This is a genomic window from Curtobacterium sp. MCBD17_023, from assembly GCF_003224415.1.
In the GTDB taxonomy this organism is placed as follows: Bacteria; Actinomycetota; Actinomycetes; order Actinomycetales; family Microbacteriaceae; genus Curtobacterium.
Genome location: NZ_QKLJ01000001.1, coordinates 515608 through 538634, shown reverse-complemented (window position 1 = coordinate 538634; position 23027 = coordinate 515608). Strand labels below are relative to the sequence as shown.

Sequence of the window (23027 nt, the reverse complement as noted above, 5' to 3'; positions counted from 1 at the left end):
AGATGTGTATAAGAGACAGACCCTGACCAGTCCTGACCCACCCCGCACCACGCCCGACTTTTTTGGAGGTACTGACGATGATGCGTCTGGTGTCCATGCACCTCTCGAACGACCGGATCCTCTGGGGGCACGTCCTCCTCGAGGACACCGACAACCCGAACGCGCACCTGGCGCAGATCCTCGTCCGCCCCACCGACGTCGAGCCCGGCTACGAGCTCTACGACAGGACCAACACGGTCCTGTCCGACCTGAGCGTGCCGGCGGTGCGGGAAGCGAATCGCATCGTGCAGACCCTCCTCATCCCCGCCTCCGAGATCGCGAAGCGGGAAAAGGCCGTCCGAGCGGTGATCCACTCCGGCTACTTGGAAGGGTTCCCGGACGACATGCCATGGCAGTCGCAGCTGTGGATGTACGCCCGCGGTGAAGTCACCCGCGAGCAGCTCAGCGCATACGCCGACGAAGGCCGACAGATCCCCCGCCAACCCGACCACTCGGCGGTCGGCCCGGCGGACGTTCCCGAGGACTGGTGGCAGACCACGCAGGCCCGCATCCGCCGACACCTCCTCAACAGCACCCTCACCGAGCCAGAAGTCGCTGCAGCCCTACAGATCAGCAGCGACGAGGTCGGCGAGCTGTTCGAAGCGAACCGGCTGACGAGCTTCGACCTCGACGGCGAAGAACGCATCCCCGACTGGCAACTCATCCGACCCGCACTCCCCGAGTTCGGCGACCCGTCCTCACTTCTGCCCGGCCTCGACGTCCTCTACGCGGCAGCACCGCAACCACTCCTCGACGCAGCAGCGATGACGGAGTTCATTACCACACCCCTGGACTTCCTCACCGTCGACGACCGGGTCCTGACACCGTTGGACTGGATGCGAGAAGGCCGACCGCTGACAACGATCATCGCCCTCTTCCGCGGACGACGGTGGCGACCATGACCAGCCGCCCCGACCTGTTCCTCCTCAACGTCGCCTACGACGCCACCGGCGTCCACGGGCACGTGTTCTTCCGCGACCCACTCAGCCCCGTGCTGCGGCAGGTCATCATCCGCAGCACCGACACCGGCAACCTTTGCGAACCAGCCCACGGCGACACCCGCGATGGCTGGGAACCCTTCCTCGAAGAAACCCGGTGGCTCATCGCCCTCACCCGACCCGACACTCCGAAAGAGCGCAGCTGATGATGCCTGGGCTCGAATGGGTCAACGCCGCCTACGCCGGGCGGCCGCAGATCACGATGCCGTACGGGCTCGGCGACACCACCGACCTCACCGACACCCTGTCTGTCCTGAAACTCGCAGGGCTTCGTGCGGTCGTGGAGTCACACGACACGATCCGCCTCGCAGACGGCCGCCGCGCACGCTTCCCGACGCTGGCACAGCGCCCGCGCGACGACGACACGAACGACGCGGAACTGCTGCTCCTTGCGCCGAAGACCGTCACTGCGACGCAGATCGCGCTCGCGGAGCAAACCGCGACGGTTCTGCTGGTCGACGTTGACCGGCGCCGCGTTTGGATCGACGGCAAGCAGGCCCTCGGCACGAAGGAGCGGTGGAAGGACGCCGCACCGATCTACATCACCTTCGCCGTCGCCCGGATGCTCGCCATCAACGGCGCCACCTTCGACAGCCTCGTCGAATCCGGTCTCACTGCGGGGCAGGTTGATGACGCGCTCGCCCGCCTCGGCAAGCGCGTCCACCGCACTGAAACCGGCTGGGAATCACGACACGTCGGTGGATTGATCGACTTCGCCATTGCCTGCTATCCCGGCCCCGGCGGCATCCGAACCCGATTGACATCCGACCTGCCGCTCACGGAGCAAGCGGAACGGCTGATCAAGGCGGGCTGCCGCATCTCCGGCCGCGGCATCTCAGAACTTCCGGGCTACCCGGCGATCAGCGAACGTGCGATGCCGTACCGGCTCGTCGCGTTCACCGATCAGGAACTCGACATGGCAGCGCTCGGGTTCGAACCCGACACGGTCGGCTATTCCCGCACCGAACTCATCCGGCCTGCAGACCCCGCCATCTTCCTCACCGCAGCAGCCGTTGGCTACACCGACCGCACCGACGACATCGTCACCGCCAACACGCTCCTCCGCGCCGACATGCGCAACGACGACGACGCAGCATCCCTCGAGGAAGTGCGGAACCGTCTTCAGTTCCTCGCCGACACCAGCTACGACCTCCGACACAACCTGCCGAGCTGAGACGCTCTGCGTGTCAACCCATCGGCGTCCGCCTCGGGCAGCTCCGTGAGAATCAAATCGCCGGGCTATCTGCGACACGACGACGCTCAGCCGACCGACGGACCAACCCCGACCGGTGGACGACCGGCTATCGATCAGTGACGCAAGGAGTACCGAAAGCCTCTGGACCTGGGCGGTGCGGTCTTCGCGCAAAACGGTCCGAAGCGAATTGGGCCGCTCGAGCGACAGCCCAGCGAGTTCCGATCTGATCTCACTCGACAGGAGTAGCGATCGGTAGATGAAGCAACAGCCGCAATCGGTGCGAGTCTGTTGTCAGCCAAGGCCGACTGATGAATCGGTTGGTGCTAGCGGAGGATAAGTTGTCTACGGTGCAGCTAGTCGCTGTGATTCACTTCGCAGGCAAAGTCGACAGGACCGCGTACGCGAGTAACAGCGCTCCTCCGGCCACTCCGGCCCAGATTGAGATCTGCACACACCTATGCTTCCGCCACGCGATATCACCCATGATGACGATCTGCCGCGTCAGTTGAGGAAGCATGTCATCGCTGGGGAGGCGAGCAGCGAGTTCCGAGGCGCGGTCCTTCCAGTGCCGGAGGTGTCCGAAGTAGATGTAGTTCGTCGCGGACTCCTTTCTGAGATGGTGCGGCCTCAGGCGCGGTGCCACGACCGCCGCTGCGAATCCGACTCCCGTCACAAGACCCACCCCGCCCGCAAGTAAGAACCAGTTCCGCCAGTCGTGGAGGTCACGGAACACGCGGTCAGCTGCGACAAGTGCCCCGACTGCCGCGATGATCGCTGACTGTAGTGCGAAGGAGAACGACGCCTTCGCATCTACGGCGACAGTCCATGCAACCTGAGCGTCATGTATTCGCCAGGCTTGTTCGACTGCAGCGTTCTTCTGCTCCCGTCGCCTCAATTCACGACCCATCCCCAGTTTGAGTGGCGAACTTCCTCTACGCGGGTGCCGACCCGCTTGAGTTCTGGCGAGGTCCACATTGCCTTGCCGCCCTTGCTGCTGAAGCAAGTGTCATAGCTCATTGCGTCCCATACCCGCTGCGTGATCATCGTGCGCCCGTACTTCTCCTCGCTGAGCTTGGCCGCGATGTTGGGTGCATCCCCGATCGAGACCAGGTCGTTGGCATTTCGCACTCCTGCACGGACGATGAATGCCTCACCCGTGTCGATCCCGGTGCGATGACTCAGGTTCCAGGTGCTCTTACTGTAGGCGCTGACGAGCAGGTCGAGTTCCTCGTGAACGATATTGTCCACAACCCACTTGATTTCTAGCGCGGCCTTCGCTGCCTTGGTAGCGGCATCGTTCCCGACGAAAATGGCCATCACCCTGTCGCCATCGTAACTCCTGATCTCACCGTCACGGAATTTGAGTACTCGCGTGACGGCTGAGAGGTAGGCGCGAACAATCTTCGCCGCGTCAATCTCGTCGAAGTTCTGAGCCATGCCTGTTGAGTCAGCCATGTCGGCGTACAAGTACACCGCATCGAGATAGACGGCTCCGTTAGTGAGCTTGACCGTGTCAGTCGTCGGCACAGTGATGCCGACACGCGTGTCGAACTTGGCGAGAGCAATCACGTCGACGGCGAGGGTCAGGTCGTCCTTGCGAGTCATCAGACTGACCGCCAGCCGTTGCTGTGGTACAGCTTGGTGTACGTCCCGAGAGATCCCGAACCGTTCGAGGGCGTCCAAAAGGACGATCCGTCGATGTACAGCTGCTCATCTCCCAAGTCATCGTGGACAGCAGACGTAACATTTATCCACCACGTCCGATCCTCGCTGAGTTTGGCAGCGTCATTTGGCGCGTCTCCGATCGAGATCAGGTCATTGTGCTCACGTACGCCGCCACGCACGATCAGCGCTTCCCCGGTGTCGATGCCGATGCCGTGAGCAATCGTGTAGCTCTTTGAGACGTCGTTCCACTTGTTTTCGATTGCCGGCCGAAGGACTTTGTAGACCGCCCAATTGATCGCGAACGCGGCTTCTACGGCCTTGCGGTTCTTGTCCTCCCCCATGAAGATCGCCATCACGCGGTCCCCGTCGAAGCTTCGGATCTCTCCGCCGAAGTGGCGCAGGATGCGAGCCGCCGAGTTGATGTAAGCCCGGATGATGACTGCCGTCGTCTCCTTCTTCATCGTGTGAGCGAGCTTGCTGGACCCCGCGAGGTCCGCGTAAAGATAGGTCGCATTGACCAACCGCCCCCCGTTCTTCATCACGACGTCCTCTGTCGTGGGGACCTTGATCCCCTTCGTGATGTTCCAGCTGGCAGTGAAGATGTCGTTCACCGACGACTCGATCGTTGGGTACACAGAGCCTCCTCGCTCACCGATGAGGCCAAGCTACCGACTTTCGGAGACAATTCTGAACTTCAGCGACACCGCGTCCGCGTGGGTCAACGTTACCGACGACGACTCACGAGCCTGCAGGTCGAAGTCATCACCGGTTCGAGCCGACCGCCGTCGAGACGGGCAAGCTTCCATTGACCGTGACCACGGGGGAGTCATCGACAGATGACGACTATCGGAGACGCCGACGGCATTGAGGCGTACCTGACGACCCCGGCGCCGGGACCGCTTCGCTGCCGAGGGGTACGTCGCGATCGTCCACAGCTGCTCGGTCGGGTCGGCGTCCGTCCCGAGCTCGCCGACGAGTTCCAGGCCGCGTAGTTCAATTTGGATCCGTCGGTCCGCTCAGCGGCTCAGCCCCGGTGACGCGAGGCTATGGCTTCGTGTTCGGCGCTGCGACCGCGGACGCGCTCGGCCGGACGACCAACGTGCCTCTGAGCCCACCGAGGGCCGGGGCTCCGCTGTTTTGTGCGGGTTCGGCTTTGAAGGCACCGGCCCTGAGATGGGCTGGCGTTGATCACTTCAGGCAGCCGAGACGGAGTGGCATGCCGGTTACGGTCGGATCCTCCGTCGCGGTCCTACCGCTTCGGCTCACGCAGGTCGCAAGAGCTGCGGCTTGGGCGGGCTCCACAGTGCGTCAGGTGAGCGAGTGCGCCGCTGATGCGGTGGCGACCAGGCTCCGTGCCGCCCCGTTCGCGCCGCGGATGGTTCCGGCAACGGCGTCGTAACGGAACAGGGCGACGCCGGTTCGGTCGGCGAAGTCGACCGCGTGGGACGTGTAGGAGCCGGAGGTGAAGAACGCGCCGCGCCTGCTTTCGGCGGACGCGGCTCCGAAGAGGTTCTGCACCTCGGGCCGTCCCACCGTCCGGCTCGAGGCGTAGTTCTTCACCTGCGCCGCCCACTCCGCCTGACGGACGTCGATGCCTCCGTCGCCCGAGTAGGTCGTCGCCTCCGCGCCGCGGAACCCGAGCCATTCCAGCCACGCGGCGGCCAGGGCTTCCGCACCTTCGTGCGAAACCCCGTACGGCTGCGGCAACGGTCGCACGCCGTACGCCCCGGTCGGTGCCGCTGGAACCGCCACTCGTCCGTCGCTCGGGGTGTCGTCGATCGGGGCGAGGCTAGCTCCGGTGATGTCGACGAGGCGGGCGGCGAGGGCGTAGCCGTCGGGGCTGCCGAACCGGAAGGAGCAGCCGTCTTCGCGCGCACGTTTGGAGAAGGACCAACCGCGCACTCGAACCCGCAGCAGGTGAGTGTCGTCGCGGTACTCGATTTGATGGATACGGTCGATAGGTATGCGGGACTGCCGCGAGCGTTTCGCGAGGCGGGCGGAGAAGCCGAAGTCGAAGGTCAGGAACCCGTCGGCCAAGGTCGCGGTGCCGTCTCGGCCCTTGATCGTCTCGCTCACCCGTATACCTTGCCCGAATCGCCGGACCCGGTGTGGTCCCCGTCGGCGGGGCGCTCGGCACGACGACGTCGAGGACTGTCTTCACAGCCGAATGCCTGGTGCAGGCGCTCGCGACGCTCCGCTCGCTTCTCAAAGCAGCAGTGCGCGTTTGACGTGAAGCCCCCGTGATTCCGTCGATCGAGCCGTCAGGGCAAGCCCGAGAACTTGAGCGCAACGACAGCATCGTGAACACGAAACGTGACCGGCTTGTAGAACCGTCCGGCATGTCTCAGTAGCCGATCGGCCACTGGGACACCATCGCCGCGTAGCTGGGTCGCCTACTGGAGGACAGGGTGACAGTGCCCCCATGCGAAGCGCAGAACGCCTCCGACAACCGCACCTCACCGGTCCTCATTTACGGCGGTCCCTGATGTGCCCGGCGACGGATCGCCTTGTGGGTGGCGCATCCGTCAGGCGAGTATCCGTTGCGTTCTGCTCGCACACAGCAACGCACCCGGCCTGCCGAAGTCGGTCGGGTGCGTTGCTTCCGTGGTGCGCACAGCTCCGACGCACTCCTGCGTCTGGTGAGGTCAGGTCCGGAGCGTCTTGAGTGCCCCGGCCCAGGCTTCGATCTGGTCGAACAGGGCTTGGGCAGCATCGGTGTGCTGCGGTCCTGGCTTGAAGGTGCTGTAGTTCTCGAAGTCGGTGAAGAGCGAGAAGCTGAGTTGCTGACGTACGTCTGCGAGCTGCAGTTCGGCGGAGATGCCGCGGAGGTGTTCGATGGCGCGTGCACCGCCGAGGCTGCCGTAAGAGACGAAGCCGGCAGACTTGTTGTTCCACTCGTTGTAGAGGTAGTCGATGGCGTTCTTCAGCACGCCGGAGGTGGAGTGGTTGTACTCGGGGGTGACGAAGATGTACCCGTCGTACTGTGCGATCCTCGCCGACCACTGCTTGGTGTGGTCGTTTGCGTAGGCGCCGGTAGCGGGCGGCGCGGCCTCGTCAAGGTGGGGCAGCGGGTAGTCGGCGAGGTCGACGAGGTCGTAGCCGACCTCGCGGTCGGCTGCCTGTGCCATCACCCAGTCGGCGACGCCCTTGCCGTTGCGGCCGGGTCGGGTGCTGCCGAGGATGACGGCGATGCGGAGTTCTGACATGAGGGCTGGTCCCTTTCGAGGTGGTGTCGTGGTGCTTTCCCGCTCGGAGCGGGAAGAAGGTGGGGTGTGCTGCGGCATCATGTCGTTGGCGCCCACGGGCACTGATTTGCGGCCGAGGGCGACTGTTTCGTCTACCAGTGGTTGGGTTGCGAAGGCGCGAGGTTGTGACCCTGTCGAGACGCCCGTCCGGCAGGGCGAGCACGACGACGCCGGCCTAGGCGACTACTTCCTTGGCCTTCGCAGGCTCTGCTATCGAGCTGACGCTGAAGAGGATCAGCCGGACGCCTTCCGGGGCGCTTGCAGCGGCAAGGAGAGCCGTCAACGGGCGTACCCCTGTTGGTCATGCCGAGGGTTCACCATCGTCTGCGCGCTCGGCGAGCAGTTCGCGCACCCGGGGGACGACGACGCCACCGTACAGCTCGACGGCTCGGGTGCGGGCCCGCATCGACTGGCCGCCGGAGGTGTAGATCATGTCGAAGCGGCCGACGCCCATCGTGTCGACGGCGTGGGCGATCCGCTGCGCGACGGTCTCCGGCGAGCCGATGTACATCGAGCCGGTGGCGACCTCGCGGTCGAACTCGGCGCGGGTCACCGGCGGCCACCCGCGCAGGGCACCGATCCGGTCGCGGACGACCCGGTAGTGCGGCCAGAACAGCTCCGTGGCCTCCTCGTCCGTGTCGGCGACGAAGCCGGGCGAGTGCATGCCGACCGGGTACGCCGTCGTGCCGAACTGCTCGGCGGCCCGGCGGTACAGGTCGAGGTACGGCGCGAAGCGCTCGGGCTGCCCGCCGATGATCGCGAGCATGAGCGGGAACCCGTACTGCGCGGTCCGCACGACCGACTGCGGGGAGCCGCCGACGCCGACCCAGGTGCTCAGGCCGTGCTCGGTCTTCGGGAAGACGTCGGCGTCGACGAGCGGCGCACGGGTCGTCCCGCTCCAGGTGACCGGCTCCTCGCGCAGGAGCTGCGCGAACAGCTCGATCTTCTCCTCGAACAGGACGTCGTAGTCGGCGAGGTCGTAGCCGAACAACGGGAACGACTCGGTGAAGGACCCGCGGCCGAGGATCACCTCGGCGCGCCCCTCGGACAGCGCGTCGACCGTGGCGAAGCGCTCGAAGACGCGGACCGGGTCGTCTGATGAGAGCACTGTCACACCCGAACTGAGGCGGATGCGCTTCGTCACGGTGGCGATACCGGCGAGGACCGTCTCGGGCGAGGACACGGAGAACTCGGGTCGGTGGTGCTCACCCACGGCGATGACGTCGACACCGAGCTCGTCCGCGATGACCGCCTCGTCGACGAGCTGCCGGATCGACCGGGCGTGGCTGACGAACGCGCCGTCGTCGTCGGTGGGGACGTCGCCGAACGTGTCGAGGCCGAAGGTAATACCGGGCATCTTGCCTCTCTTCATTTTGGCTTCAACCATGTGTTTACTGCCGCTCGAGCAGGCGCGCGAGCGAAGAGGCAACCGAGCACCGCGGACGCAGTCGCCTTCTGAATGGACGGTCGTCGCTCAAGCTTCCGTTCCTAATAACGGGTCGCTGAGAAGTGCTTTGACTCGCTTGGCGAGCCACCAGTCCAATACGGCGCGGACAGTAAGTGCGGTGCATTCCAGACTCCTACCGCTGGTGGTGCTCGACGATGATGTGGACCAATCGCTGATATTGACGCACTTGGAACGACAGGTGACCGAGGACAGCGAGGACCGCGACGCCGACGCCGACGGTCACGGCGATGGTGATGTCTGCAAACCGGTAGGTCAGTACGGCCGCGCCGGCACCTGCAACCATCGAGTTGACCACACCGATCGCCGTCGAGATGGTAAAGAAACCGTTCCATCTTGACCCGCCGACACCAATGTCGAGCAGCTCGTTCAACGCGTTTCGTCCGCGAGGACGCCGGAAGTACGCCTCTGCTCCCGGTAGGAGTTTGGCGTAGTAGCGGCGAATGTTTTGCATGGCATCTAAGGCGGCAACGTCTTCTAAGGAGGTCTGCACAAGCCGTTCGTAGGTGAATATCCCGAGCACGCAGATCACTGGGATGACGATTGCGAGGAATGGTGCGGCTGCAGGAGTATCCGCGAGGAACCCGAACGCCACCAGGGAACTGGACAGAGTTGTCAGGTACAAAGCGGCGCGGCTGCTCGATTCACTGACTGTGATTCCGCGGGCCGTTTCGAGCACGAAATGCTCGGTGAGCAGCGCGTTGAAGAACGCCGCTGGTCGATCCGGCAGGGCTGTGTGGGATGTTTCCGCGGATGGCAGCGGTATACCGCCGACAGCGTCAGCGGCGGAGTCAGCTGAACCGGAATGCTCGTCCGGGGCTGCACTCGGGTGCCCGCCGTGATCAGCCATCATCACTTCTCCTCCGCGTCTTCTCGTCGTTCATCGAGCATGCGGAAGATCTCCGGGGCAGGCATCCGTGAGTTGACGTAAGTTTCGCCGCGACCGTTGCACCCTGTCGTGGGTATCCGCAGCTCTGCCACTCGGCGCCCGTCACGGGCACTCCACGTGAGGTACTTGAAGCTGGCAGCCCGTCCCACGACCCTCATTGCGGCGAGCGGAGCAACCGCGTGGCACCGATGGTCATCATCGGTTGAGCAACGCCGGTGGTTCGCAGGGGCCAGTCGAGGACAGCAGCAGATTGCGGACCTTTCTTTCGTCGTGGTCCGACCGGTTGAAACGGGCACTGTTGGTCAGATGCGCACCAGCCGGACGCGTCTGCTTGCCCGAAGCTGTGACGTGTCCGGCCGGCATCGTGTGGGTCTGTGCTACTGGCTGGCGGCAGCGGTGACCTGCGTGAGGAACCTTTCGATGGCCTGACCGGGTGTCTGTCGACCTCGCATCTGGTCGCGGATTGCGGCGGCGGCGGCGGCGTACTGCGCATCGGCGGTGACCTCGAGCACCGCATTTAGCGCGTCGGCCGGGTCGCTGATCACCTTGGCTGCGCCGGCGGCAGCGGCGCGCTCGGCGTTGATGAACTGGTCTGCGCCCTGCGGGATCACGACGAGGGGGATCCCCTGGCTCAGCGCTGCAAGCACCGTTCCCGCGCCGCCGGCGCTGACCACGACGCTCGCGCCGGGGAGCAGTTCGGCAAGTGGGCGGAACGCCTCGTAGCGGACGTGGTCCGTGTTGTGGTGCTGCTCGGTCTTTTCCATCACTGTCGCGACGACGTCGGTCTGCTCCGATTCGAGGTTCGATACGAGTGCGCCGAGGAGTGTGTCGTTCGCGAATACGGTGCCGAGAGTGAGCAGGACCGGGATGCGCTCACCGGCACTCGCGAACAGATTCGCGGCTGTGCTGTCGTCGCGCTGGTGTGGTGCCGGCTGGAACGGGATGACGAACTCCGGCGGAACCCAACCGTCAGGCTGCAGCAGTGACGGCGCCGGGTCGAACATTGCCGCTGGCGGTACCAGCGCCAAGCCTCGGTCCGCATACCGTGACGCAACGACGGAGAACAGTGGGGTGGTGAACTCCGGGGGAAGCGCCGGACCGAATGCGACGAGCGCGTGCGGGATAGCGAGCACGGTGGCGACGAGGGGTCCGACGAAATCGACCGCGTCAGCGATGATTGCGTCGGGCTGCCATCGGGTGGCTTCCTCGATGGCAGTGTCGATGGAGAGGTCGACGCGAACTCCGGCGAAGAACTCGGCGACCGCGGCCGGTTCTGGGGTCGCGGCGGGGTCGCTGCCCGGGATGCGGCGGGCGACCTCAGCGAACAGCTCTGGCGGCATCGGACCTGCCGGCAGCAGGGTCACACCCGGTAGTTCCAGTTCCATCGCTGGTGCCATGCCAGCGCTGGTGAGTACCGCGACGTCGTGGCCGGCCTCGCGGGCGGCGTGAATGAACGGGGCGAGGGGTAGCAGATGACCGAGTGCGGGAACTGCGGCGAAGAGGAGACGCATGACTTTCCTTCCATAGGGGATGCATGCAGCCGAACGGCTGCAGTGAGACTTGCCTTGATGCTGTCCGCCAGGTTCAGCGGGGTCAGATGCGGAATCCAATGAGGGATAGGTTCGAAGGTGAGGGGCAGGCCGGGCCGCGTCGTCATGCGTCCGTTCTCGCCATCACTTGGGCTACAGCTGTGTCCGGGCTGGCTGCAGCAGCGCGCTGAGTAGCGCATATACGGACGCGAGCCGCGGTACGGCGATGCGGTTTGCTACGGCGTATCGCAGCAGCGCTCCGCTGAGGAACTCGTATTCCGTGGGCCGTCCGAGCGTTGCGTCCACCTCGAGGGAGGTGCGGTGTGCGCGCGGAAGTTGACGAATCTGGGTAAGCATCCCGCTACGTTCGGTGCTGCTGATGCGCACGCCCGCGGCGGCGGCAACGCGGATCCCCTCCTCGAGGAGGCCGTCTACGAGTTCAGCGACAGCAGAGTTCGCCGTCACTGACACTGGGCGAGATGTCAACGTAGTGACGGAACTGATCGCGGCGTTCATGATCAATTTGCGCCAGCTGGCTGCTTGGAAGTCTGCCTCAAAATGCACGCTGACGAGAGACCTGACTAGTTCCGCGAATTGCAGCGCGACCGGAGTCTCTGGCAACGCCAAGCTGCCGTAGTTGTGCACCGTTACCTGGTCGAGTCCGGTTCGTTCCGCAGCGGTGTACACGACGGCGGGCAGGATCTGGGAGCGGGGAATCCATTCCGGCAGCCGGGCTTCATGGTCGATGCCGTTCTGCGCGACAACGACGTTGGTGTGCGGGCCCACGAGGCGGCGCAGCCAGTCGCCGACCGCGTTCCTTACTTTCGGGCTCTCAGCGTCTATGGGCCTACAGGACCTTGACATCGACTTCGACTTAATCAGTGGCCTGATCGTGATTGCAGTCGTAACTATCGTCGTCTCTTTTGGCGGGTTTCCAGCCACGCGGCGAGTAGGTTCCGTACGGCCGATCGAAGTCCTCCGCGAGCCGACACAGAGCCGCGGGGCGATGACGCTGGTGCGTTCGTTTGTGGCGGCAGCGACACTATCGATCGCCGCAGCAATGACGTGGTCTCTGGTCAGCGGTGACAACATCAGCGGAGGAAATCAGATACTCGTAATCGGACCGATGTTCACGGCGTCTATGGCGGCCGCCGGCCCCGCCGTTTTTCCCGCCATCCTCCGGATGTGGACGGCCCTGGTGCCCGCCCGCCTGTCCGCCTCCTGGTTCCTTGCCCGGAACGCGGCGCAATTTCAAGCGACGAGAAGTACCGCGACTATTAACGCACTCCTCGTGACAATCGCCCTGCCAGGATCGCTCTACGCCGGCTTTGCCACGTTGGGCAATGCTACCGCCGCCGCGACGGGCAACAGGGCGGGATCCCTTGCGCCAGCAAGCTTCCTCCTGCTTGTCGGAGGTTCACTCCTCGTATCCCTTTCCGGAGCGGCAGCTACCGTTCTGATGGCAACTCGAACGCGCGAGCAAGAAGCTGCACTCGTTCAAGCTGCGGGCGGCACCCGAACAGTGGTCCTCCTTCGTGCGGTCTGGGAAGCTCTCATCCTCGTCATCACTGCAATTCTTGCTAGTGCGATTGTTCTTGCTCTCACCGCAGGCGGCGTCGCCTTGAGTCTTAGCCGAGTAGCGGCAACCGCTCCAGATTTCGGCCTAGGTCAAGCGGGGTTTGCCTCTGCTGCATGCGCCATCATCCTCGTCGCCGCTAGCGCCATCCCCGTCCTGCTTGCGCTCCGCCAACCGATCAGGGCCGTCCTCGTAGCTTCCGAATAGCCTTCGAGGTCGCGCTGAGCGGGGTAGCGCGACCTCAAGCAATAGGAACAAAACCGTAAGGCACTTGACGTCAAGAACGACTATCGACCCGGGCTCTGATTGTCGCGGCCCACGAACCACTTCCTGATCACAAAATCAACGGCCCCGAGCTTTGCTCGGGGCCGTTGGCGTTTGACGTTCGGTCAGGCAGTGAGACCGCCGTCGATAATGATCTGCGACCCGGTGATGAAGCTTGCATGTGGACCCGCGAGATAGGCGACAAGCTCCGACACCTCGTCGGCGGTTCCGTACCGCCCGAGCGGAACACGTGCCTTCATGGCGCTGGCGGAATCGGTCCCGTCCGGGTTCATGTCTGTGTCGATCGGACCAGGCTCGACGATGTTCACGGTGATGCCGCGGCCTGCGAGGTCCAATGCGGCGCCCTTCGCGAAAGCCGCTAGCGCCGCTTTCGTTGCGACATACTCGCCCAGGCCCGGCGAGATCAGCGGCTTGTACGCGGCACTCGTACCGATCGCGATGATCCGCCCTCCATCGACGATGTGGTTGCTCGCGGCTTTCACCGTAGCGACCGCACCGCGGTAGTTCACATCGATCTGCCGGTCCGATGCTTGCTGATCGATCGCTCCGGAGTCGACAGTACCCGTCGTGAATACGCCCGCACTGTTCACGAGGACGTCGATCTGTCCGAAATCGTCGGCTGCCGAACGGATGAATGCGGACACGGACTCGGGGTCGCCTTGGTCTGCACGGTAGGCCTTTGCCTTGCGCCCTAGTTGCTGAATGGCCGTAACAACTTCCTCTGCCGCCGAGGCGGACTGCACGTAGCTGAACGCCACATCCATACCGTACCCTGCAAGCTTCTTTGCGATTGTTGCTCCGATGCCGCGGGCACCTCCCGTGACAACGGCGACCTTACCTTCGTAGTACTCCATCGAATTTTCCTCTTTCTCACTGCTCGTTCGGGCGTTTCATTGCCACACGAATCCAGGATTATCAACAGCGTGTGGAGCCGCTAAAGGCGCATCTGCCTTTTAGGTGGTGAGAACCGTGACACCGAGGATCCGGCGCTCCTCAAGGTCCGCATGAGCTCGACGTATTTCCGTGAGTTCGAGTTCTCGCACCGGAAGCGCCGCGAAGACACCATGGTCATCCGCGCGGAAGATGTCGTCGACAGCGCGCTGAGCCTCTTCTTGGCCGTGCAGGTACTTGCTCAGCGGCGGATCATCGAACGAGATTGCTCGTCGTTCAAGTTCCACGCGGTCGGGGTTAGCCCTCCCCGCAGCATTCCCATATGAGACGATGTAGCCCCCTCGGCGAACAGCGGGAATGAGCGCGCTTACCTGGTCACCGCCAACGCCGTCTAGCGCGGCGTCGGCTCCGCCTCCAAGCGTGACCGAGTCGACCACGTCTTTGATTGAGGTACCGTTGACGACGGTCGCAACTGCTCCGTTCGCCACCGCCTGTTCTGCCTTCGCCGCGGATCCAACAACTGCAACTACTTTAGCGCCCAGTGACGTGCACCACAGCGTAAGGATCGAGCCGATCGCTCCCGTCGCTCCAGTGAGGATGATGACGTCTCCGGATTGCACCTGGTATGCCTGGCGCAGCGCCATCCGAGCAGTCAAACCTTTCGTCATCAACGCCGCAGCCCGGAGCGAGGAAGTCGCGGCAGGCAGCCGGACCACGTCGCTCGTGCTAACAGTGCGCTCCGCCGCATAAGCCCCGCTGGCGGAGAAGTACCCCACCCGGTCGCCCACCTGGAATGATTCAGCCCCCGAACCAACAGCAGTCACAACGCCAGCACCCTCGAAGCCATTGACGAATGGGTCGCTCGGAGGCCGAAACGGACCACGACGGAAAAGCAAGTCCAGATGGTTCAGACCAACCGCTTCCTGCTTAATTCCAAGTTCGTTCCGCCCAGGCTGCGGCGCCACACGTTGTGCAATCTCTAGCACCTCCGGGGAACCCCACCCATGTTGATAGACGACTGTTCCCATCATTTGCTCCCTTCTCGAGCGACACAGGAGGTGGGCAACCTACGGAGTTGCGCCTTTATTCCCTTGGAGAATATTGCTCGATACCGAAGGGGGACGCATCCGTCAGTTGACGTAGAGACCGGAACAGACCTTCGCGCCCGCGTCCAACAGCCCGGACCGACGTTACGGCTGAGGCTTATTCCTGCGCTTCCCGCTGGTTGCGATCATTCAGCTGATCCATCCAGTTGGGTGGCACCGATCCTTCGGGTCCCGGGGCCGGCTGGCTGGACGGATGCGCTGTTGGCGGAGCTAACGCGGGACCGTTCGAGACGATCGATCGTGTAGCGAAGTCCCAGATCCAGTCCTCCCCCGGTTCGAAGGACTGAATAAACCGGTGGCCGGTGTGCGACGCGTGGGACCGGGCATGCCGATTCATTGAGTCGTCGCAGCAGCCGACGTGGCCGCAGGCGGCGCAGCGACGCAAGTGGACCCACCACGACCCATCGATGGTGCACTCAACGCAACCCGTACCGCTGGGAGCGACCTCACGGTTGAGTTGTCCCCCGAGAGACTCGTCGCTTGTCACCACTGGCCTCCTTGGTAGATCAGGCCGCCCGAGTCGGCGAGGTCACCGTGTGCGATCCCGTTCCGCCACTCTGGTTGGGCCTCCCAGAGAAACGCCGGGACCGTTACTGGGTCCGCGAGCGGCGACTCTGCGCCTGCCTGGACAATGCTCGTGGTGTTATCAGGCACGCGGACCTCCAAATCATGAGAGCGGACACTGCTCACCATGAATGCTCGAGGTCACAGGCGCCGAGCGCTATCCGTACCCTGACGTAACTTGGCTTCGCGTCGAGCCGGCAGTTGTTCCTCCTCCTCCCGTGGCTTCGCGGCTCGCCACGGGAAGTCCCGCCAACGCTAGCTGGCCCGTCGACACAGCCAGTACCGGCACCACGGGCCGCCGCCCCTGTTTATGAGCATCAGCGGCAGTTCCAGTGGGATTTATTCGTCGTCAGAGCTTTTTGTAGGCGCATTGACACGGAGGGCGAGTTCTTCGGCGTCGATGCTTGCCAAGACGGAGCGGACCGCTGGGTCCTGATAACGCCCTTCCGAGCGAGCGGCGGCCACAGCATCGCGCTCCGCGTAAAGCATCAAGTAGCGCAGGCGGTGATAGCTGTCAGGGAGCGGCTCCGACGCGGGGGGCGTCGGGTTCTCCAGGGCATCAGTGAGGAACGACGCGTTGGTGCGAAGTCTCTGCATCACTCGATCCTCGACTCCCCCCGTCTCTTCAGTGGCAAGCCGTTCAAGCCCTGCACGTTGCGCCTCTGCCATCAGCAACTGACGCTCAATGCGTTCCTGGTCGGCGTTCGGCGGAGGCAGGCGCAAAGCACGAACGATGACGGGCAGCGCCAAGCCGCCGAGGAGCGTCCCGGCCACAACGATGAAGGCGAGAAACTGCAACAACTCCCGTTCTGGCGTCGTTTCGGGAAGAAGGAATGCCGCTGCAAGCGTGACGACGCCGCGCATCCCCGCCGACGACAGCGCGACGCCCGTCCTCCAGCCCCAGGCGCGGCGTCGAATCAAGGCGGGCCCGTACTGGTACAACAGCGTGCCAGTGAGCACGAAGGCGAAGCGAGAGAGCACGAGGACCAGCAGGACCGCCAAGGAAATGCCCACTATTGCCCAAAAGCCCACAGACGAAGTTTCAAGTCCGGCTATGATCCCCGACAAGCTCAACCCAATAACGAGGAAGACCGCATTCTCGAGCAGGAATCTGATGGTACGCCAATTTATCGCCTCGGCGATGCGAGCCTGCGCGGACTGAATCTGCGGGCTTTTCGCGCCGAGAACGAGTCCGGCAACAACCACCGCGACGACTCCCGACCCGCCGACCTCTTGTGCCGGGATGAAAGCCAGATAGGGAGTCACGAGCGACAAGCTAGTGTCGAGAACAGGAGCGCTGAGCCTGCGCCGGACCTGGGCGATAACGTAACCGACAACGAGCCCGACGCCGATTCCGCCCGCAACCGCCAGCGCAAACTCGGCTCCGATCATCCATGGCTCGACAACACCGGCGATCGCGACGATGGACACATTCAAAGCCACGAGCGCTGCCGCGTCGTTGAACAGACTTTCCGTTTCGAGTACCGAAAGCACCCGTCGGGGCAAGCGTAATCGTCCTGCCACAGCAGTGACGGCCACGGCGTCAGTTGGAGCGACAACGGCTCCGTAGGCGAGGGCGGCGGCGAGTGGTACCGCTGGCACGAGAAGCCAGACGGTCACTCCTACCGTCGCAACAGTTACGGCAACGAGCACTACGGACAGCAGCAACATGCTGTCCCCGCCGCTGCGGATGTCAGAGAACGAAGTGCGGATAGCCGATGCGAATAGCAGCGGAGGAAGAATCCCGTAAAGCACCAGTTCGGGTTCGATCTCGATGGCCGGTACCTGCGGCACGAACGAGAGGACCGCGCCCACCAAGACGAGGGCCACGGGGGCGGACCAGCCGACTTTTCCGGAGAGCCCTGAGACAGTGACCGTTAGGAGCACGAAGAGCACGATCCAAGTGATCGTCGATACCGGGTCCATGGCACTCCTCGAGTTGCGACGGCGCGGAGAGCCACGGTCCTTCCGGGCCTTGCCGGTCAGAGCTCACAGTTGAACACTGCTTAGCGCAAGCGCAAGTTCGAGCAGTGTACCGGTGGCACGGCCAAGGTCTAGGGCTCCTTCGCCCGAGTGCGTCAGCACCTCGATGCGAGTCCGGTCCGCGGACGCGCGTCGAACCATCTCAGGACCACAAGGCGCTGAACAGACGAACGCTCTCGGTGAGGCGGGCAGACGAGCGCTGCTACTAATCAAGCAACACTCAGCGGGCGCACGTCCGGCACGAAGCACAGGGTTGTGCACTGGCGATCCGGCCGTCCGCGCATACTCTCGAGGCGGGCGGCAAACCGTCGTGACATCGAGACGCCGGATTCAACGACCTGCCCTAGCTAGCTCGGTCAGGTACGCGCTGTCGGCGGGATGCAGGTAATACGCCTCTGATCGGCTTCCGTCTGGCGCTTCGATCCGAACGGGCACGCCGCCTGCTCCGATGACGGCGTCGAACACCTCGGTGGGGAGCGGGGAGCCTGGATGGGAGAGCAGCCACCCTCGGACAGCCGTCGCGCAGTGACCGAACCAGTGCGAGCTGGTGGATTGTGTCATGCGGAAAGACTGCCCAGCCCACATTGCCGCAACGTGAACAGTCAGCCGAACGGGTCACAACTCCAGGCCCGACGGCTAAGTTCCACCGGGCTATGACTGCCCCGCGGAGCAGGTTTGACGAGCCGCTCGTGGTGCCGCCGGCGTGCGGCACTGCCGAGGCCTCAGGCGAAGCGCGTGTCGATACCGGAACGCTTACAACTGGACGAGGTCCCGCCCGGCGAGCGGACCTCCCGGGAACTGTTGCATGGCACCCCCGGTTGCGAGCCCACCGAGATCGACGGCCTTGAACCCTAGGCCAGAAATGAATTCCTGAACGGACTGCTTTGCCTCGGGGTCGTCACCGGAGTAGAACATCACTCGGGTGCCTCCGGCAACTGAAGGGTCGCTTGCCAGTGCTCCCGGGTTGTGTGTGTTGAAGGCCTTGACCAACTTCGCCCCCGGCGTCAGGGCTGCAACTACCTCGCTCGAGGTCTTCCCGTTTAGTTCAGCGGCGCGGAACGTAGGAGCTTCGATCGGGTTCGTCGTGTCGATCAGGGTCTTGCCTGTCCAGTCCGAAACTGCGCCGACCGCCTTTGGGATTGCGCTCCACGGCACGGAAAGGACGACGATCTGCGCCTGACTGGCCTGCTCAACCGTGCCTGCCCTGACTCCAGCGAGCGGTGCGACGAGTTCCGCGAGTGTTGCAGGACCTCGGCTGTTGCTCAGCAGCACGTCGTGTCGTCCGGTCGCAGCGGCACGCGTCGCGATCGCGGTGGCGATGTTTCCGGCACCGATGATGCCAATGCTGAGCTTCGGGTTGGAGTTCATGTTGAGGAACCTTTCTTCACCATTGAAGAGTTTGCTTTGACTGACGTCAGGAGCGATTTGAGGACGGTCGCCTGCACTGTTGGGTCTCGCATCGCGCTTCGGTACGTCGCCGCTGGTTTGTCCGTGAGGACACGCTCGACGGCTTCACGCACCGCATTGCCCGTTCCAACCGATAGCGCCGCCGGGTGAACGTAGGACGCCCGAGCCACGGCCGGAGTATCTCCGAGTACTTCAGCAGCAGCTTCGAAGGCGTTGAGCGCCAGAGCGCGATGACGTGGCAGCCCTTCGCTCAGAGGCGCCCCAGCGGCGACGGTCGCGGCGGCAACGGTCGCTCCCCATGTCCGGAAAACCTTCGCGGTTGCGGCTTGTCCGCTGTGGCAGTGGAGGTAGGAGTTGACGGTTGCGCTGCTGAGCGCTCGCTGAGCTGGCGGGGCACCAATGGCGAACAATCGTTCGGACGGGTCGTCGGATCGATTGAGCAGCGCTCTCACCACAGCGGCAGCATCGGCGTCTTCGACCAGGACGTCATGCTCAAGGTGTTCCTTCCCTACGAACTCGAAATTCATCACGCTTCCCGAGACGCGAACATGCCGCCGGCGGAGGGTCAAAAGTCCATAGGTGTGGTTGCTCTTGGCGTACCGCTCGTTACCGATACGGAAGAGCCCAAAGTCGAGAAGGCGCACAACGGACGCCACGACGCGGTGCAGCGTCGTGTGATTTTCGACTGGCGCGGTCAAGTGCCTCTGCACGGTTTGCCGAAGGGCCGGGAGCGCTTCGGCGAACTCAAGCATTCGTGAGAACTTGTTCTCGTCAGCTCGCGCTCGTGCTTCAAGTGAGTACCGGTACTGCGTCCGCCCCCGCGCGTCGAGACCGGTGGCCTGGACGGCAGCATCTGGGTCGCTGCTCGCCCACACGTGCGTCCACGCTGGCGGGATTGCGAGCCTACGGAGCCGTTCAAGCGTGACGTCGTCGGTGACGATCGCCCCGTTCACACCACGCCAAGTCTCGACCTGTCCGTCCAGGCGGGTCAGCCCTGCTGGCCGAAGCACCACGTTGTCCACGCCGCTCATTCCTTGCTTGATCGCTTGTGCAGTTAGCTGCCTCGGCGGCTGCGCTCATGGACCGCGGCACACCCCGGGGCAGGACGAACGAATGAGATCGCCCTGCCCCTGGGAGTCAGGCCAGAGCGGCGCTGAACGACGCGGTCGCCAGCATCAGCGCGTGCTTGGATGCTTCGGTGTCGTGGACCGAGTTGACCATGACAAAGTCGTGGTGGATACCGCCGAAGCGGGCGTTGGTCGCCTTGACGCCCGCCTCGCGGAGACGAGCAGCGAACGCTTCACCCTCGTCGCGAAGCACGTCGGCCTCGGCGGTGATGATGAGCGTCTCCGGCATGGTTGCGAGCTTCTCAAGCGAGGCGCGAAGCGGGGAAACCGTCGGAAGTGCGCGCTCTTCCTCGCTCGTTGTGTACTGGTCCCAGAACCACTTCATGCCGTCACGGCTGAGGAAGTACCCTTCCGCGAACTCCTCGTACGAGCCAGTGTCGAACGCGGCGTTCGTGACCGGGTAGAACGCTACGAGCTTGCGGAACACGATGTCGTCGTTGCGCTCGGCGGCGAGGAGGCAGATCGCGATCGCCATGTTGCCGCCGACGGAATCGCCGGAGATACCGAAACGCGAGACGTCGAGACCCTTGTTGGCGCCTTCTTCGACGACCCACTTCGCCGCTGCGTAGGACTGCTCGAGTGGACCCGGGTACGGCGACTCCGGGGAGCGGTCGTACTCGGGGAAGACCACCGCCGCGTTCGAGCCAATGGCGAGGTCACGAACGAGACGGTCGTGAGTGTGCGCGTCACCGAACACCCAGCCAGCGCCGTGCACGTAGAGGATCACCGGGAGGTTGCTCGTCGTGCCAGCCGGCTTGACGATACGGATCTTCACCGTGCCAGTGGGACCGCCCGCGATCTCGAGCCATTCCTCATCAATCTCCGGCTTGAAGATTGGCGAGTCCTGGACCGAGTCGACGACCTTTCGCCCCTCCGCCGGCGGCAGCTGGTAGAGGAACGGCGGGTTCGCGGTCGCGTCGACGAACTCCTGACCTGCGGGCTCGAGAGCAATGTTCTTCGGGTTTCCGGCCATGTTGTGTACTCCTCAGAGTGGGGGGGGCAACAGTGATGTTTCAACCACGAACGCTTCCAGGACGATGCCGAGCGCGCATCCGTTACGTGACGTATGGTGCCGTCGCTCGGTGGTCCGGCGAACCGGTCGGAGGCACTTCCCCTCTGGTCACCTCGCAGGCCTCAACTGGGTGAGCGGTCGCGACGCACCCGTTGAGAGAGAGCGTCGAGGACAGCGACATCCAAGGTCACTAACTACGTCATGCGACGGATGCTGCGGATCCGAGACGGTGTTGATCATGTGAACGTCAGCCATTCGGCGCGATCCGACTCGGTCCGATCCATACCGCACTAGGGAGGTCTGCAGGATGAATCCGCTCGACGCTCTGCGCCGTGGCACCACTCCCCTCGCCACTCCCGTTTACCCGCTCCGCGCGACCCGGTTCATCGACCGCGAGTACTTCAACATCGTCTACCGCACCGACCCGGAAGCGCTACGGCAAGTCGTGCCGGAACCGATGACGGTGACGGAGCCGCTGGTTCGGTTCGAGGTCATGAAAATGGGCGACGTCGATGGATACGGTCCGTACGTCGAGTCGGGTCAGGCTATCCAGGTGTCCGTCGACGGCGAGCACGGTGAGTACTTGCACGCGATGTACCTCGACAACTTCGCCGCGACGGTCTCGGGCCGCGAACTCAGCGCGTACCCGAAGGCACTCGGCGCCCCGCGTTTGCACGTCGAAGAGGGTGCACTCGTTGGCACCCTCGATCGTGGTTCGGAGCGAATCGCGACGGCGACGATGGCCTACAAGTGGGAGCCTCTCGCCCTGGACGAGGCAGCTGCACAGATCACAGTGCCGACCTTCATGGTCAAGCTCGTTCCGAACGTGTTCACACAGGGCCTTCGTGCGGCCGACCTCGTCCGGACTGAGATCAGCGACATCACGGTCAAGGAAGCGTGGACGGGGCCGGCCCGCCTGCAATTGTTCGAGCATGCCCTCGTACCGATGGCAGATCTACCAGTGCTCGAGGTCATCAGTGCCTCCCACATCCTGACCGACCTCACTCTCGCACCGGTGCGATCCGTACATGATTACCTGCATGGGAGCGGGCAGTAGCGCCGAATCCGGTGGCAGGGCGTACAGCTGAATGAGCTATTTGACGACCCCCTCTACACAGGCCCGCCTCGGTCCCGAACGTTGCCACGCCCGCTTCGCCCGCAGACACTTTGGTCGAAGATCTACGTCATTTGACGGATCAAAAAGTGCCACTCGGCAGAGCGAAAACGTTTACTGTCTACACGTGAGACATCGTGACATCCGCGCCTTAGTTGACATCGCCGATGGGGTAGTTTTTGTTGAAGGGCCAGCTTCGAATTGGGTGATCCTCGCCGGACGCGACGGTGTCTCCCTTATCGACGCAGGCTATCCCGCCGACAGTGCTTTGGTCGTTGACAGCATTCGCATCTCCGGCTATGACCCTTCCGAACTGAAACGCGTCTTTATCACGCATGGACATGTGGATCACGTCGGAGGTGTCCCCGAAATTCTGAAGCGTTATCCTGATGTCGATGTCCTCGTCGCAGCAAGCGAGATTGCGAATGTGCACGGGCCGGACCGCGAGCAGGTCACCTTCACCGACGTCGGCGGACGTGTTGCGTCGCTCCGAGTCATCAGATGGCTGAGCTTCGCAGTAGCCTCGGGTGGGCTCGCCCGAGTGAGAGTCCCGTCCGCGCGAGCGTTCACCGCTGCTGACTTCCAGAACCGAGGGCTGCAACCGGTGTGCGCACCGGGACACACCGAAGGCTCAACCGCGTACGAGCTACTGGGCACCGAAGCTTTGGTGACCGGCGACGCCATCATCACGCACCACGCCACCCAACCATCGCGTTGGGAAGCACGGCCGCGCATGATCCCCGCCTACTTCACGAGCGACCCCGATCGAGCGTTCGTCTCAGCACAAGCACTCCCTCGTGCTCGACTGATCCTCCCCGGCCATGGACCTGCCGTCGGTCGGGTGGGCAATCAGTGGGTTCCCCTGACTAGAAAACGGTTGACCTGATGCGCGGCCCCTCAGTACCCGAACGCGAGCCGTCCGACACTCCGTGGCGAG

Annotated in this window: 22 protein-coding genes and 1 pseudogene; 6 read left to right on the top strand and 17 right to left on the bottom strand. The window is 63.8% G+C overall.

Annotated features, from left to right (window positions below):
• Window positions 1–89: 89 nt before the first annotated feature.
• The 3 genes from DEI84_RS02595 to DEI84_RS02585 are packed head-to-tail and all read left to right on the top strand — an operon-like array spanning window position 90 to window position 2211.
• Complete coding sequence (locus DEI84_RS02595; protein ID WP_146236292.1) at window positions 90–941, top strand: antitoxin VbhA family protein; 852 nt, start codon at window positions 90–92, stop codon at window positions 939–941.
• Window positions 938–1183, top strand: a complete 246-nt coding sequence (locus tag DEI84_RS02590; protein WP_146236291.1) for a hypothetical protein — start codon at window positions 938–940, stop codon at window positions 1181–1183. Before DEI84_RS02595 ends, DEI84_RS02590 begins: the two co-directional genes overlap by 4 nt.
• Window positions 1183–2211, top strand: coding sequence for a hypothetical protein (locus tag DEI84_RS02585; RefSeq protein ID WP_110889546.1), 1029 nt, complete (start codon window positions 1183–1185; stop codon window positions 2209–2211). Before DEI84_RS02590 ends, DEI84_RS02585 begins: the two co-directional genes overlap by 1 nt.
• A 388-nt stretch (window positions 2212–2599) precedes the next feature.
• Here the strand turns inward: DEI84_RS02585 and DEI84_RS16060 are convergent, their stop codons facing one another.
• The 9 genes from DEI84_RS16060 to DEI84_RS02540 all read right to left on the bottom strand — a co-directional run bounded on the left by DEI84_RS16060 (window position 2600) and on the right by DEI84_RS02540 (window position 11889).
• Window positions 2600–3139, bottom strand: coding sequence for a Pycsar system effector family protein (locus DEI84_RS16060; protein WP_375537636.1), 540 nt, complete (start codon window positions 3137–3139; stop codon window positions 2600–2602).
• Window positions 3124–3837: an adenylate/guanylate cyclase domain-containing protein gene (locus tag DEI84_RS02575; protein ID WP_110889544.1), complete on the bottom strand. Its 714-nt coding sequence runs from the start codon at window positions 3835–3837 to the stop codon at window positions 3124–3126. The genes DEI84_RS16060 and DEI84_RS02575 overlap by 16 nt, the downstream gene beginning before the upstream one ends.
• Window positions 3837–4508 carry an adenylate/guanylate cyclase domain-containing protein gene (locus tag DEI84_RS02570; RefSeq protein WP_220032857.1) on the bottom strand — a complete coding sequence of 224 codons (672 nt, stop codon included), beginning with the start codon at window positions 4506–4508 and terminating at the stop codon, window positions 3837–3839. Before DEI84_RS02570 ends, DEI84_RS02575 begins: the two co-directional genes overlap by 1 nt.
• Before the next feature lie 697 nt (window positions 4509–5205).
• A complete protein-coding gene (locus DEI84_RS02565; RefSeq protein WP_181420321.1) occupies window positions 5206–5973 on the bottom strand; it encodes a restriction endonuclease in 768 nt (255 codons plus the stop codon).
• Between the two features lie 569 nt (window positions 5974–6542).
• On the bottom strand, window positions 6543–7103 hold the full coding sequence (locus tag DEI84_RS02560) for an NADPH-dependent FMN reductase (RefSeq protein WP_110889541.1): 561 nt from the start codon (window positions 7101–7103) through the stop codon (window positions 6543–6545).
• Window positions 7104–7443: 340 nt separating this feature from the next.
• Window positions 7444–8499 carry an LLM class flavin-dependent oxidoreductase gene (locus tag DEI84_RS02555; protein ID WP_110889540.1) on the bottom strand — a complete coding sequence of 352 codons (1056 nt, stop codon included), beginning with the start codon at window positions 8497–8499 and terminating at the stop codon, window positions 7444–7446.
• Window positions 8500–8722: 223 nt separating this feature from the next.
• Window positions 8723–9460 (bottom strand): hypothetical protein, encoded by a 738-nt coding sequence (locus DEI84_RS15440; protein ID WP_146236290.1) that lies wholly within the window; start codon window positions 9458–9460, stop codon window positions 8723–8725.
• Between the two features lie 413 nt (window positions 9461–9873).
• Window positions 9874–11007, bottom strand: a complete 1134-nt coding sequence (locus DEI84_RS02545; RefSeq protein WP_110889538.1) for a glycosyltransferase — start codon at window positions 11005–11007, stop codon at window positions 9874–9876.
• Between the two features lie 171 nt (window positions 11008–11178).
• Entirely contained in the window at window positions 11179–11889 is a 711-nt protein-coding gene (locus DEI84_RS02540; RefSeq protein ID WP_258371676.1) for a ketopantoate reductase family protein, read from the bottom strand.
• Here DEI84_RS02540 and DEI84_RS15570 point away from each other — a divergent pair.
• A complete protein-coding gene (locus DEI84_RS15570) occupies window positions 11867–12808 on the top strand; it encodes a hypothetical protein (protein ID WP_181420319.1) in 942 nt (313 codons plus the stop codon). The genes DEI84_RS02540 and DEI84_RS15570 overlap by 23 nt on opposite strands.
• A 182-nt stretch (window positions 12809–12990) precedes the next feature.
• Here the strand turns inward: DEI84_RS15570 and DEI84_RS02535 are convergent, their stop codons facing one another.
• The 8 genes and pseudogenes from DEI84_RS02535 to DEI84_RS02505 form a co-directional block, all read right to left on the bottom strand.
• Window positions 12991–13740, bottom strand: coding sequence for an SDR family oxidoreductase (locus DEI84_RS02535; protein ID WP_110889536.1), 750 nt, complete (start codon window positions 13738–13740; stop codon window positions 12991–12993).
• 99 nt (window positions 13741–13839) lie between these two features.
• The gene (locus DEI84_RS15890; RefSeq protein ID WP_258371668.1) at window positions 13840–14421 is read right to left on the bottom strand and encodes a zinc-binding dehydrogenase; all 582 of its coding nucleotides are present in this window, start codon (window positions 14419–14421) and stop codon (window positions 13840–13842) included.
• A gap of 69 nt (window positions 14422–14490) precedes the next feature.
• Window positions 14491–14805, bottom strand: a pseudogene (locus tag DEI84_RS16055) (alcohol dehydrogenase catalytic domain-containing protein); the annotation flags it as partial.
• Window positions 14806–14980: 175 nt separating this feature from the next.
• Window positions 14981–15370: a UBP-type zinc finger domain-containing protein gene (locus tag DEI84_RS02525; protein WP_110889586.1), complete on the bottom strand. Its 390-nt coding sequence runs from the start codon at window positions 15368–15370 to the stop codon at window positions 14981–14983.
• A gap of 416 nt (window positions 15371–15786) precedes the next feature.
• Window positions 15787–17373: a sodium:proton antiporter gene (locus tag DEI84_RS02520; protein ID WP_110889534.1), complete on the bottom strand. Its 1587-nt coding sequence runs from the start codon at window positions 17371–17373 to the stop codon at window positions 15787–15789.
• Window positions 17374–18183: 810 nt separating this feature from the next.
• Entirely contained in the window at window positions 18184–18798 is a 615-nt protein-coding gene (locus DEI84_RS02515) for an NADPH-dependent F420 reductase (protein WP_110889533.1), read from the bottom strand.
• The gene (locus DEI84_RS02510) at window positions 18795–19859 is read right to left on the bottom strand and encodes a DNA topoisomerase IB (protein ID WP_181420318.1); all 1065 of its coding nucleotides are present in this window, start codon (window positions 19857–19859) and stop codon (window positions 18795–18797) included. The genes DEI84_RS02515 and DEI84_RS02510 overlap by 4 nt, the downstream gene beginning before the upstream one ends.
• A gap of 115 nt (window positions 19860–19974) precedes the next feature.
• The gene (locus DEI84_RS02505; protein WP_110889531.1) at window positions 19975–20937 is read right to left on the bottom strand and encodes an alpha/beta hydrolase; all 963 of its coding nucleotides are present in this window, start codon (window positions 20935–20937) and stop codon (window positions 19975–19977) included.
• A gap of 346 nt (window positions 20938–21283) precedes the next feature.
• Between DEI84_RS02505 and DEI84_RS02500 the strand changes: the two genes are divergently transcribed.
• Together DEI84_RS02500 and DEI84_RS02495 are read left to right on the top strand one after the other, a co-directional pair.
• On the top strand, window positions 21284–22033 hold the full coding sequence (locus tag DEI84_RS02500; protein WP_110889530.1) for an acetoacetate decarboxylase: 750 nt from the start codon (window positions 21284–21286) through the stop codon (window positions 22031–22033).
• A 184-nt stretch (window positions 22034–22217) separates the two neighbouring features.
• Window positions 22218–22976 carry an MBL fold metallo-hydrolase gene (locus DEI84_RS02495; protein ID WP_181420317.1) on the top strand — a complete coding sequence of 253 codons (759 nt, stop codon included), beginning with the start codon at window positions 22218–22220 and terminating at the stop codon, window positions 22974–22976.
• Window positions 22977–23027: the final 51 nt, after the last annotated feature.